The 13,032-nt window shown below is 68.4% G+C and carries 8 protein-coding genes and 1 pseudogene; 6 read left to right on the top strand and 3 right to left on the bottom strand.

All coding sequences use genetic code 11. From position 1 onward, the window contains the following. The first annotated feature begins 79 nt into the window (after positions 1–79). Both ACKTSN_RS14665 and ACKTSN_RS14660 read left to right on the top strand, forming a co-directional pair. Positions 80–2,731, top strand: coding sequence for a type I restriction-modification system subunit M (locus ACKTSN_RS14665; RefSeq protein WP_409469535.1), 2,652 nt, complete (start codon positions 80–82; stop codon positions 2,729–2,731). Then, positions 2,721–3,917: a hypothetical protein gene (locus ACKTSN_RS14660; RefSeq protein ID WP_409469534.1), complete on the top strand. Its 1,197-nt coding sequence runs from the start codon at positions 2,721–2,723 to the stop codon at positions 3,915–3,917. The genes ACKTSN_RS14665 and ACKTSN_RS14660 overlap by 11 nt, the downstream gene beginning before the upstream one ends. 16 nt (positions 3,918–3,933) lie before the next feature. On the opposite strand, the gene ACKTSN_RS14655 is transcribed toward ACKTSN_RS14660, so the two are convergent. Beyond that, on the bottom strand, positions 3,934–4,131 hold the full coding sequence (locus tag ACKTSN_RS14655) for a DUF397 domain-containing protein (protein ID WP_409469533.1): 198 nt from the start codon (positions 4,129–4,131) through the stop codon (positions 3,934–3,936). 12 nt (positions 4,132–4,143) lie between these two features. Next, positions 4,144–4,995 (bottom strand): helix-turn-helix domain-containing protein, encoded by an 852-nt coding sequence (locus ACKTSN_RS14650; RefSeq protein ID WP_409469532.1) that lies wholly within the window; start codon positions 4,993–4,995, stop codon positions 4,144–4,146. Between the two features lie 288 nt (positions 4,996–5,283). Between ACKTSN_RS14650 and ACKTSN_RS14645 the strand changes: the two genes are divergently transcribed. The 4 genes from ACKTSN_RS14645 to ACKTSN_RS14630 all read left to right on the top strand — a co-directional run bounded on the left by ACKTSN_RS14645 (position 5,284) and on the right by ACKTSN_RS14630 (position 12,115). Next, on the top strand, positions 5,284–5,886 hold the full coding sequence (locus tag ACKTSN_RS14645) for an ATP-binding protein (protein WP_409469531.1): 603 nt from the start codon (positions 5,284–5,286) through the stop codon (positions 5,884–5,886). Positions 5,887–6,117: 231 nt separating this feature from the next. Further along, entirely contained in the window at positions 6,118–9,726 is a 3,609-nt protein-coding gene (locus ACKTSN_RS14640) for a type I restriction endonuclease subunit R (RefSeq protein WP_409469530.1), read from the top strand. A gap of 42 nt (positions 9,727–9,768) precedes the next feature. After that, the gene (locus tag ACKTSN_RS14635) at positions 9,769–10,503 is read left to right on the top strand and encodes a M48 family metallopeptidase (RefSeq protein WP_409469529.1); all 735 of its coding nucleotides are present in this window, start codon (positions 9,769–9,771) and stop codon (positions 10,501–10,503) included. A 775-nt stretch (positions 10,504–11,278) separates the two neighbouring features. Further along, complete coding sequence (locus ACKTSN_RS14630) at positions 11,279–12,115, top strand: hypothetical protein (RefSeq protein WP_409469528.1); 837 nt, start codon at positions 11,279–11,281, stop codon at positions 12,113–12,115. Between the two features lie 106 nt (positions 12,116–12,221). Here the strand turns inward: ACKTSN_RS14630 and ACKTSN_RS14625 are convergent. Beyond that, positions 12,222–13,002 (bottom strand): annotated as a pseudogene (locus tag ACKTSN_RS14625) (alpha/beta fold hydrolase). Positions 13,003–13,032: the final 30 nt, after the last annotated feature.

Here is a 13,032-nt window from a genome sequence, read left to right as displayed (position 1 = left end):
TTCGCTCGGCCCTCCGGCCGGACTACGCTTCCGGGGTTCTCCCGATTCCGACGGCGTATGTACGAAGGACTGGCTCACCTTGGCCCGTATCACCCTGCCCCAGCTTGAGCGGCACCTCTTCTCGGCCGCCGACATCCTGCGCGGCCGGATGGACGCCTCGGAGTACCGGGACTTCATCTTCGGGATGCTGTTCCTTAAACGCGCCTCCGACGAGTTCCAGCCCGAATGGGAACGGGTCCACGCGGACGCGCTGAAGCGGACCGGGGGAGACGAGGGCAAGGCCCTGGAGCGGGCCAACGACAGGGACAAGTACCCCCGCGTCTTCTACGTCCCGCCGCGCGCCCGCTGGTGGAGAGGCCCGCACGTCGACCCGCGGACTCCGGGCAACCCTGCCCCTGGCATCAGCGCACTGGTCGAGAAGGTGGGCCAGGGGCTTGACCAGGCCCTGGCGGCGCTCCAGGAAAGCAACGACAAGCTGGACGGCGTCGCCCGCCACATCAGCTTCAACGAAGTCGTCGGCACCAAGCCCCGCTTCACCAACGCCGAACTGCGCTCCTTGATCCGGCACTTCAGCCTCTACCGGCTGCGCAATGAGGACTTCGAGTTCCCGGACATGCTGGGCGCGGCGTACGAGTACCTGCTGGCCCGGTTCGCGGACTCCGCCGGCCAGCGGGGCGGCGAGTTCTACACCCCGCGTGAGGTCGTGCGCATGATGGTGCGCCTCGTCGACCCCAAGCCGGGCGACAGCGTCTACGACCCCTGCGCGGGCTCCGGCGGCATGCTCATCGCCGCGCGGGAGTACGTGGAGGAGAGCGGCGGCGGACCGGACGACCTCTCCGTCAACGGCCAGGACAAGAACGGCCCCTCCTGGTCCATGGCCAGCATGAACATGGTGCTGCACGGCATCCACGAGTTCGACCTCCAGCACGGCGACACCCTCGTCGAACCGCTCCATCTCACCGCGGGCAACAGGCTGCGCACCTTCACCAAGGTCCTCTCGAATCCTCCCTTCTCCCTCAACTACGACGCCGAGCTGGTCAAGAAGGCCGACATCGTCCACGGCAAGCGAATGCACTGGGGGTACGCACCCGAGAGCGGCAAGAAGGCCGATCTGATGTTCGTCCAGCACATGATCTCGGTGCTGGAGCACAACCGGGACGCCGTCGCCGCCACGGTCATGCCGCACGGAGTGCTGTTCCGGGCGGGCAAGGAGCGCGACATCCGAGTGATGCTCCTGGAGCAGGACTGCATCGAGGCCGTGATCGGACTCGGCCCGAACCTCTTCTACGGCACCGGAATCCCCGGATGCATCCTGGTCCTGCGCAGACCCGGCCGGAAGGCCCCGGCGCGCGAGGGCCAGGTCCTGTTCATCAACGCCGACCGTGACTTCCGCGCCGCCCGCAACCAGAACGAGCTGGGTGAGGAGCACGCGGAGAAGATCGTCACGGTCTACCGGGAGTGGCTGGAGGAGCCGGGATACTCACGCCTGGTGAGCGTCGACGACCTTCTGTCCGCCGACGCCAACCTCAACATCCGCCGCTGGGTGGACAATTCACCGCCACCCGAGCCCCAGGACGTACGGGCACACCTCTACGGTGGCGTCCCAACGGCCGAGATCGAGCCCAAGGCCGGCCTGTTCCACGCGTACGGCATCGACATTGCCGATCTCTTCGCGCGGCGGGAGGACGACGAGGATTACGTGGACTTCCTCCCGGAGGGCCCGGAGGCTACCGCGGCCCGCATTCCCGGGCTGGCTGCCCCGAAGGAGGCGCAGGTCAGGGAGACGTACGAGCGGTGGTGGGCGGAGCAGGCGGGTGGTTTCACCGCGCTCATCGGTCACCACGAGCTGTTGCCGCTGCGTGGCCGGCTGGTGAAGGGCTTCACCAAGGCCCTGCGGGACGTCGGCATGCTCGACCGTTACGACGCCGCGGGCATCGTTGCCGACTGGTGGATGGCCGTCCGGTACGACCTGAAGGCGCTGGCGGCCGGAGGATACGACCGGGTGCTCGACGGCTGGGTCGACTCGGTGGAGACCATGATCGAACCAGTCCTGCCGGACGACGACGCCGACGACGACGGGGGGAACGGCGGCGCGGGCGTAGGTGGGAAGGGGAAGGGCCGCGGCCGGAAGAAGACGACGGTCACGGCAGCCGACCGTCGCCGCGCCCTCGACCAGCCGGTCGTACGGGCGCTGATCCCCGAGTTCCTGGACGAGGTGGCCCGCGCGGATGAGAAGCTGGCACGGGCGGACGCGGCCTTGAAGGCTGCTGTAGCGGAACTGGCCGCTTTGCAGCCTCCGTCGGCCGGGGAGTCCGACGAGGACGCGGACGATTCCGGCGATGAGGGGGAGGGAGCGGAGCGCGAGCCCGTGGACCCGGAGGAGATCAAGCGCCTGGAGAAGACGGTGGCCCGCCTGCGCAAGGAGCGCACGGCGGCCTCCCGCCACCGCTCGGCCCTGGACGACCGCTTCCTGAGCGATCTGCGCGCGGCGGCGGAGTGGGCCAAGAAGGCGGCGGCGGGCGGCGCGCAGCGTGTCGTCCTGACGGTCTTCGGCGCCGGGCTCGCCGATCGCCTGGACGCGGCGGTGGCCGCCGGGCGGCGTGAGCTGGTGGCGGCGATTCGGGGTTGGGCGGACAAGTACGCGGTGTCGCTGGAGGAGCTGGAGGGGGACAGCGAGGCTGCGGCGGGGGAGCTGGGGGCTTGGCTTAAGGAGCTTGGGTATGCGCGGTGAGGTGAGGTTGGGGGAGTGGCTGACGGGTGTTGGAACAGGCTGGAGCCCCGTCTGTGACCCGAGGCAGCCCGGCGGCGACGAGTGGGGTGTCCTGAAGCTGAGTGCCGTGACCTCCGGCCGGTTCATCGAGAGCGAGGCAAAGGCACTACCGCGCGCGTTCACCCCACGCCTGGCACTTGAAGTGAGGCCCGGTGATGTCCTGATGGCTCGTGCCAACGGAGTACGGGAACTGGTTGGTGTGGCTTGCACGGTTGGGACGGTTCGCCCGAGGCTGCTGCTCCCGGATCTGGTGTTCCGCCTGACAGCGGACCCGGCTGTTTTGCACCCGGAGTTCCTGGGCATCGCACTCGCCTCTCATGCCGTACGACGTCAGATCGATGACGTGATGCGAGGAAGCAGCGGGCAGTACAAGGTCTCGCAGGCGGACGTACGGGACCTGCGGATTCCGCGACTGGACGTTGACGAGCAGGAGCGAGTTGTCGCCGCCCACGCCGCGTTCGAGCGGCGTATCGGGGTGCTGGAGCGGGCGCTTGACAAGCTGAAGGTGGCCCGATCCGGTCTGGCCGAGGCTGCGATCGATGGCCCGGACGTCGTTCTTGGCGAGGTGCTTGCTGAGAGGCCGAGGAACGGCTATTCGCCCCAGGAGGTGTCAGAGTGGTCCGGCCTCCAGGCGTTGGGCCTCGGATGCCTCACTGACGAGGGCTTCGTGCCGAAGCAGCTCAAGAACGTCCCGGATACTGTGATGGGCCGTCGCTACGTTCTCCGGGACGGCGATCTGCTGATGAGCCGGGCGAACACCCGCGAACTTGTTGGTCTCGCAGGTCGCTACCAAGACGTCGGTAGCCCGTGCATCTATCCGGACCTCATGATGCGTCTGCGTCCGGATGCGAAGCGATGCCTCCCTTCCTACCTTGAACTTGTTCTGCGAGCGCCTGCCATGCGCAGGATGGTGAAGGCCGCAGCGCGAGGTACCAGCGAGAGCATGGTCAAGATCAGCTCGGAAGTTGTCGAGGGCCTTACCGTCCCGCTTCCCGACAGAGAACGGCAGCGGGAGATCGTGAGGACCGTGGCTTCGCTGGACCGTCGGATCGCCGCACGGGCGGAGGTGATCGCCAAGCTCCGGACGGTTCAGCAGGGCGTCGTCGAGGACCTGCTCGCGGGGCGGGTGCGACAGGCGGCGGCCTGAGGGTGCGTCTGGCGGGTCACTTGGGCGGGAGTCCGAGTGCGCCCGCCTTCACGCCGCGCAGGAGCGCACCCAGCACGTCCGGGTGGGTCGCCAGAACTTCGGCGGGGCTCTCGCTCTCGCGGAGGGCTATGCCGTCCTCGGTGGAGGCGACCTCGACGCAGTTGTTGCCGGATGCCTCCGAGAAGGATGACTTGAGCCACTTCAACTCGGGCAAAGTGTGCACCTCTTACAGATTTCGGATGATTTCGTGGATGGCGTCCCTCGATTGCTGCGCATTCAACGCTACCTGTTCGACTGCGTCCAGGCGCCGACGGAAGTTGGTCAGCTGTGTAGGTGAATCGAAGAAGACGGCACCGATCGGGGAATCCACCTGGGCGGTGTCCAGATGGGTGCTTTCGGCCGCGGCGTACAGCACCGAGTCGCCCGCCATGGGGAATCCGCCCGCGCTGAACGGGATCACCTGAAGCGTCACGTTGTCGCGCTCGCTTTCTTCGAGAAGTTGGTGCAGTTGGGCCTTCGCCACGTGACGCCCGCCTACCTGCATGTGCAGGGCGGCTTCGTGGATCAGGCCCGTGTAGGAAACGGCGGGCTCCTTCGTGAGCACTGCATGACGGGCGAGCCGCTGTGCGATGCGCAGTTCCACTTCAAGGCGCGGTAGGGCGGGGATGAAGAGGTCGAAGAGTGCGCGGGCGTGATCCTCGATCTGGAACATGCCTGGAATGTGGGCGGTTTGGAGGGTCCGCAGGGAGTGGGCGTGAAACTCCAGTTCCGCGACGTCCAGAAAGTCTGGCGGCACCTTGCCGCGATACTCGTCCCACCACCCAGTCTTGCGGCCCCCAGTCATCGCGGCCAGAGCCTCGATCAGCGCCGGATCATCGCATTCGTAGATGCTTGCTAGCCGTCGCAGGCGCTGTTCACTGATGCCGAAGCGCCCCGCTTCCACGTTCGAGATGGTTGTTCGGTCGGTGCCGAGCAATTCGGCTGCTCGTGGCGCTGACAGTCCGACGGCCTCGCGAAGGCGCCGAAGTTCGGCCCCGAAACGGCGCTGACGGATGGTGGGGGCCTGACGTGGTGCCATGTCGTCCTCTCCTCACTCGCGCACAGTGTGCACGTCTGCCTTGGTCTCGTCCATCCGCTTTGAGAGTTCAACTCGTTGGATTGAACTAGGTATCACGGGTTGTAATTTGTGCGCTACGGTGTGACCCGTGCCACCCGCTCCCCGCCGGACCCGGAAGCGCACCGCCCCACCCTGCCCACCCGGGAGGCAGGCCGGCGCGGCAGAGACACCGGGATCGTTTGCGGCCCGAACACCGTGTGGCGCACGTTCAGTTGACCCATCACGACCGCGCACCCCAGGAGGTGCCACGTGAACACAAACCAGAACACGAACCGCGACCCGCGCCCGACCACCACCTACGAGACCGAGACCTCGCACCCGACCCCCGTCCTCACCTCATCCCCCCACCTACTCCCGGCCCTTGACCCCCTTTCAGGTCTCCCGCACCCTCCACCCCTCCCCTTCGCCTCCCCCTGGTACTACGAACTGCATTTCCCCTGTGACCCGCGAGGGCCGGGCATCGCGCGGATCACCCTCCGCGCCGTCCTCGACGCGCACGGCCTCGCCCAGCTCACCGACCGCGCGGAGCTCCTCGCCTCCGAGCTGGCCACCAACTCCGTACGGCACACGAAGGGCCCCGCGTCCGTTCGGCTCCAGTGGCAGCACCCCGTACTGCGCGTCAGCGTCTGGGACATGAGCCCCGACCTGCCCCCGACGCCCGGGACGCGGCCCACGGAGGCCGCACCACACGCGGACGGAGGGCGCGGGCTGCTCATCCTCGACGCGGTTGCCGACCGGTGGGGCGGGTGTGCCATAGGGAAGGGGGCGTACGGGCCGGGCGGCAAGACGATCTGGTTCGAACTGAGTCTCCCCGTCTCGCCGCCACCGCCCGCCTCCGAGCTCGCCGCCTGAGGACCTGCCAAACCCTCATGCCGTGGGCTTCGCCCGCACCCGCACGGAATTGGCAGATCTGGGCCACCGGCCGCCCTCGTAGACCCAGGTCAGGCCGTTACCGACTGGCCCAGATCCGCTAATCGCGCTTGTACCATCCCCGCCACTGTCAGTACACCCCACTAGACTCGCCCCTACCTCTGTTTCCCCAGGGGCAGTTGACGCGTGCGATGGCGGACGGGGAGAGCGGGAATGGCGCACCCGGAGTACGAGCTGGTCGAGAGGCCGCTCATTGACCAGCTCGTCGCCATGGGGTGGGAGCACCTCCAGGGCGCCCGGCCAGGGGCGCCGGCCACACGAGCCGGTGACTCCGAGCGTGCCTCCTTCGCCGAAGTCGTCTACGAGGAACGGTTCTTCGCCGCCGTAAGCCGACTCAACCCCGGGCCGGACGGGCAACCCTGGCTCACCGAGGTGCAGTTGAGGAACATCCTCGACCGGCTCATGGGACGTGGGCCGGGGCAGGGGCCGCAGGCGGACCGTGGGGTGGCCGGGAACCTGGAAGTGACCCGGATGCTCCGGGAAGGCGTCAATGCCCGTACGCTGCCCGGCTGGACGAAGGGCCTGCCCGAACACGTACGACTCGTGGACTGGGAGCAGCCGGCCCGGCACGACGAAGACGATCCGCGCGGAAACGATCTGCTGGCCGTCTCGCAGTTCCGCGTCGAGCGGAAGGAGCGGCAGGGCGCGGAGGGCCGGAAGCTCGCCACCCCCGACCTTGTCCTCTTCGTCAACGGCCTGCCCTGGGCCGTCATCGAGTGCAAGGCGCCCGCCGCCCGACTCGGCAGCCACCTCTCGGAGGACCTCGACAGCCGTATCTGCCTGGACCTCGCCGTCGAACAGGTCATCGGATACGCGGGCGTGGACGAAGCCGGGTCCATACCCGAGTTCGTACGGTTCGCCCAGGTCCTCGTGGCCACGGACGGCGACCACGCCGAGTTGGGCACGGTCACCTCCGAACCGGAGCACTTCGCTCCCTGGCGTGCCGTGGAACCGGTCTCCGAGGATCAGGTGCGGGAGGAGGTCGGGGCACCCGAGGGGCGGCGACTCACCGCCCAGGAGACGCTCGTCGCCGGTGTGCTACGGCCCGCCCATCTCCTCACCCTGGTACGGGACTTCACCACGCAGGCGGGGCGTGGGCCTCGTACGGTCAAAGTCGTCGGCCGATACCAGCAGTTCCGCGCCGTCCACGGGATCGCCGACTCACTGCGGGCCCGGCAGGCCGCCCGCGCGGCCGGGCGGGACACGGACCACCGGGGCGGTGTCACCTGGCACACCCAGGGATCCGGCAAGAGCCTCACCATGGCCTTCCTCGTCCGCCACCTGCGCAGTACGCCCGCGCTGGCCGGACACAAGGTCGTCGTGGTGACCGACCGGCGCGACCTCGAGGAGCAGATCCGCAGCAGCCTCGGCGCCGCCGACGAGCGGATCTATCGGTCGAGGTCCGTTAGGCAAGCCCGTCGCTTCCTCGCCGTCGACGTTCCCGACGTCGTGCTCGTCATGCTCCAGAAGGCTCGCCGCGACGACGACGCCTCGTACGACGGGCAGGACGAGTTCCTCGCCAAGGAGCCCGGCGAGCGTGACCACGTCCACAACCGCGTCGCGAACGATGGCCACGACATCGTCGTACTGATCGACGAGGCGCACCGGGGCCAGACTGCTTGGCAGCACGCCCGGCTGCGCGCCATGCTGCCGAACGCCGCGATGCACGGCTTCACTGGCACCCCGATCATCAACAGGGCCCGCAAGACCACCGAGGACATCTTCGGACCCTTCGCCGACACCTACACGCTGCGCGACGCAGAGCGGGACGGGGCCGTCGTTCCCGTGCGCTACGCCGCCGAGAGCGTGTCCCTGGAAGTGCTGGACAAGGCCCGCCTCGACACCGGGTTCGACGAGCAGATCCCCGTCGAGCCGGACCAGCGCCTCCGGGTGCTGAGGAAGTTCGGCCGGCGGAAGGAGGTCCTGGAGTCCCCGGCTGTCATCGCCGCAAAGGCCGAGCACATGGTGTGGCACTGGGCGGTCACCGCGATGAGGGACGGCTTCGGCGCGCAGGTCGTCGCGGTGTCCCGGCGGGCCGCCGTCCGCTACCAGCGGGAGCTGACCGCCGCCCTCAAGCGTCTCGTCGCACGCATCGACGGACTCGGTCCGCTGCTGCACGACCCCGAGGCCGAGGAGTCGGCGAGCGGTGAGCAGCGCGAACTGATCCGGCTTGTGCGGTACCGGGACCTGCTTGCCCGAATCGAGGTCGCCGCAGTGATCTCCGAGAACAGGGCGCGGGATCGGGGCCGCTGGAAGCGCTGGACCGACAAGGCACGCCACGTGGAGTACATCGACCGCTTCAAGCGCGGTGTTCGCGTACCCGATCCGTTCGCCCCGCCCGCTGAGCGCTCCTGGGAGGGGACCGCGCCCGGCCGCGCGCCGCGTCCGGCAGGGAGCGGTGGGGGACCCTGGAACGAGGGCCGTTCGCGCCCGGCGGGGCGACACCGGCCGGGCGAGCCCGAGGAAGAAGCGCCGCTGGGTTTCCTCGTCGTCAACTCCATGCTGCTCACCGGCTTCGACGCCCCGCCCGAGCAGGTGCTCTACCTCGACCGCACGCTGGCCGGCGCGGGGCTCCTTCAGAGCATCGCCCGCACCAACCGGCCTTATCCGGCCAAGGAGTTCGGCCTGGTCGTCGACTACGTCGGCGTCGGCCCCGAGCTCGCCCGCTCGCTCGCCGCGTACGAAGAGGCCCACCTGCGGGCTGTGTTCGGCTACCAGGACGTGTCGTTCGACCACCTGGACCCGGACCACACCGGACCCCAGCCCACCCGCGACCGCCTCTGGCTCCAGGCGGACGCCGCCGCCGACGCCCTTCTGGCGGACCGGCACCGAATCCTCACCGGCCTGCTCACGGAACTCGGGGCCACCTCGTTGGACGACGAGACGCAGCGCGAGGACCTGCTGGCCAGGCTCGCCGACCCGCTGCTGCGCGGCGAGTTCGACGAGCTCGTACGGGACTTCCTGACGGCCCTGGGTGCCGTACTGCCCCGGCCGCACGCGTTGGAGTACGAGGACTTCGCGCGCAGGATCGGCGAGGTGCAGTACCTGGTCCGTGCCCGCTACCTCGACGACCGCGACCAGTTCAGCCCGAGGCGCTACGGCGCCAAGGTGCGCGACCTCATCGCCCGGCATGTCAAGGTGTCCGGCATTGAGGAGCGAGTGCCGCCCGCGACGCTCACCGCCCCCGACTTCCTGGAACGCGTTCTGGCGAATCCGGACGCCCGTGCCAGGGTGTCGTACCTGACCAGTCGCCTCAGGACCCACATCACCGCACACTTGGACGCCGACCGCACCCGTTACGAGAAGTTCAGCGAACGGCTGGAAGAGGTCATCCGGCGCATGGAGGAGGACTTCGAACAGGCTGCGGCCTCGCTGGAGACCCTGGCCCGCGATGTCCTCAACGCAGAGGCGGACGGCGGCGGCACGGAGTCGACCGGCCTCGACCCGTGGACCGAACAGCCCGTGTACGGGCTGCTGTGCCGCGACTACGAGGAGGCCGACGGGCCTGCCGTCCCGGAGACGGTCGACCGGATCAAAGCCGCTCGGGATGTCGCGGCCTGTATAGCGGTCCTCGTACGGTCTCCGAACTTCCAGGCACTCCCGGAGGCGAGGGACCGCGTTCGCCGGGAACTGCGCAACTACCTGGAGGCCGAACTCCACGTCGACTGGGCGGTGACCGGGCCGCTGGCGAATCTGCTGGTGGAACTGGCAGCGGAACGGCACGGTGACTTCCTGCGGTACACGCCGGGCGACGACGGCTGAGCCTGGTGCGGCACTGTCAGTACCGGGTGGTAGGAATGGCCGGTGAGCACATCCGTCCAGCAGGCGATCGCCGCGCTTCCGCTTCCCCCGGGATGGCGGTGGCGTGTCGATCTGCGCCCTCGGCGCCGTTCGCTGGGCATCGAGGTCACACCGGACGGTGAGGTGCTCTTCGCCGTGCCCGCGGAAGCCGATCCGTACGCCGTGGCGGCCGCTGTACGGACCCGGTTGCCGCGTCTTGCAGAGGAAGTCAGACGCCGTCACGAGCGACCTGCTGAACCGATGAAGGAGCTGATCAACGGGACCAGCTTCGCCTATCTCGGGCGGCGGTACCGGCTGCGGCTGGTCCCGTCGGCGGGCGGCCGAAAAGTGCGTTTGCACCGGGGCTGGCTGGAGCTGCCCGAACCGACGAATGCCGAGGAGGGCGCGCGGAACATCGCCGCCTGGTACACGGAACGCGGCAGCGAGTGGCTGCGTGCTCGCGTATCGTCTCTGGAACTGCGTGTGGGTGCGGCAGCACGGGATATCGAGATCGCCGACCTCGCCGATCGCTGGGGCGCGTGTACACCGACCGGTGTCATCACGGTTCACTGGGCCGTCATGCAGCTTCCACCGCCCTTGGTGGATCTCGTACTGGTACATGAGTTGTGCCACTTGAAGGTGCCGGGGCACGGACCTGGTTTCCGCAGGGAGATGCGGCTCGTGCTCCCGGACGCCGAGCGGCGTGAGCGATGGTTCGCCGAAGAGGAACCGCTGTTGTGGCGGGGGCGAGTTGAGTAAACCCTTGACTGACGATTTCCGGAGGTGCTCCGCCAATTGCGTGCTCATTTGGGGATGACGCACCTGAAATGCCGGAGTGTACGAACAACGCGGATCTCTGAATGACACTCCCGGCGTGACAGCTTCACCGACATCCGACCTGCATTCCTCATCCCCCTCAGAACCGTCGACGCCCTCTACTTCCACTGCTGTGGCGGGCAAGCTCCCTTTCAATCGCCGCGTACACATGGTGGTAGAAGTCCTGGATCGCCCGGAGGAACTCGACCTGCTGACGGAGCTGTGTGGCTCCATGCCGTGGCCCGTGCGCCTGCCTCTGTCCGGGGAGACGAGGGTGGAGCCCGCGACGGGGTGGACCTTGCGCATTGTGGAGGCGCGGATTCGTGCGGTTCGTGACGGAGCCGTCGAACAGGCCGTGGCTACGCTGGACCTGATTGCCAGGGACGCGGCTCTATCCGTGCAGTGCAGAGACGCGGCCCTGGTGGAGTCCGTCCACCGTCCCCTGGTCGAGTGGCACATACGGGGCAGGCCGCGCCCTGTGCGTCAACGACTGATACAAGCCGCGCATCTGGCCGCCCGTACTGGTGGGCACGATCAGGACGCGGGGACCGTACGTCTGGTCAGAATTCCTGTGTCGCTGGACGAGTCCCGCCCGCGGCGCCTCGCACGTTCGCGTCGTGCGGCACGAACCGAACTGTCCAGACACGTGTTTTCCAGTCGGCAGTGGGACGCGGGTCGCCATGTGATCAGAGGTCCCAGAGCCCGGACGGGCTGGCAGGTGCTCGCCCTGGCCGGCCTGATCGGCACGTTCGGGCTCCTGGTTCTCGCTTCTGCCGGTCAGTGGGACACGTTCGGCATCGGCACGACCTCGCTCGGTCAGACGATCGTGGTGTGGACGGTGGCGTACGTGCTCATAGGTGCAGTCCTGGCAGTCCGTCGCACCGCTACACACCGCGCTGTGCCGTGGCTGTCGACCCTGGCTCTTCCACTGGCAGTACCTCTCGTGCCGTGGCTTGGTGCTCAAGTTCAGCAGGCCTACCTCAGGCCTTTCGATATGTCACTGGGCACCAACGGCGATGGCCTGGGGAACGTGCGTGCGGGGTTGTGGCTCTTGTTGGTGTTCGGTGGAATGTTGCTGCTGCCCATCGCGTACCTGGGCTGGATTCGCTATCTCAACTCCTCCATCGACGCACGTGGTTCGTGGACGTCGTGGGTCCCGATGTTGTCCGTGGGCGCGCTGCTCGGCCTCGCGCTCGCCTCGGCCGTGCTCTTCACGGCAGGGCAGAGCGGCAAGACAGCTCGCAATGTCGCGACACAGGGCGGTGAGGTGCCGGAGTATTTCGGTCTCCGGGCGGATCACGTGTGCGTGAAACTCGTCTCCGCCGACTCCCCGTTCCTCGGGATACGGCCACCGGAGGACCGGCCTGTGATCACCTTCGGGGCGGACGGCGACCGGATCACTCTCTGGGTGCCTCCTCAGAAGGCCTCAGGTGCTGGCGCGCACCGCACTGGGGGTACGAGCTCGACCATCCGCCTTGAGGATGCCCAGATCAGGAAAGTCGGTGACGCGAAGGTCAGGTGCGTGATGCGGCCAGGAAAGAATAGGTCGCCGTGACACGGCCGCATGCCCGGCCAGAGGTCCGTGTATGTGAGGCCATGGGGAGCATGGGGCACGTTCGTATCGGAGTGACGGGCCTTACCCATGGCCTGTGCCCATGCACCTACGCCGTGAAGAACTCCGCCAGAACCGGCGCGAGGACGTTCGGATCCACCATGTGCGTCTGGCCCTCGAGGACGCGGTACGCGCCCTGGGGAGCGGCGTCCGCGACCGCTCGGGCCGCCTGCCTCATCCAGCCGGGGCTCGCCCCGCCCGCGAGGGCCAGGACGGGCACGGTGATCGTGGCCAGCCGGTCCCGGGGGACGCGGCCGTCGCCCATGACGGCGTCGTCGTACGCCAGGCTCGGCGCAATGGTCTCCATGCCGGACCACAGGGGGGGACTGGCGGGCGCCCTGGATCATCTCCTCGGCCAGGCCGGTCAGCCTCAGGAACAGCTCGACGGCGTCGCCGCGCCGCCCCTGCGCGAGCGCCTCGGTGAGCCGTTCGCTGTACTCGGCGCGTCCCTTCGCCGCGACCTCGTCCATGGCGAACGGCACCTCGTACACGGCCACCTGACGCACCGGCAGCCCGCTCGCCGCCGCATGAAGCGCCAGCGCGCCGCCCGACGAGATGCCGTACAGCGCCGCGTCGCCGCCCTCGGCCTCGATCAGCGCCGCCAGGTCCTCGATCTCACGCTCCACCGTGTACGGCGTCGTGTCGCCGCTCTCGCCGCGGCCCCGGCGGTCGTACACGACGACGCCGAAGCGGTCCGACAGGGGCCCGGCCAGCGGCGCCACCGTGGCGCCCGCCGACATCGCCCCGCTGACCAGGACGACTACCGGGCCCTGTCCGATGCGCTGGTACGCGATGGGGGTGCCGTCGCGCGAGATGGTGTTCTTGTCCATGCCTGTGGAGACTGCCACGGGGCATGGAAC

This window comes from Streptomyces flavusporus (assembly GCF_046267975.1).
Taxonomy (GTDB): Bacteria; Actinomycetota; Actinomycetes; order Streptomycetales; family Streptomycetaceae; genus Streptomyces; species Streptomyces flavusporus.
The sequence above is the reverse complement of the archived record's forward strand: the minus strand, read 5'-3'. Positions and strand labels throughout refer to the sequence as shown.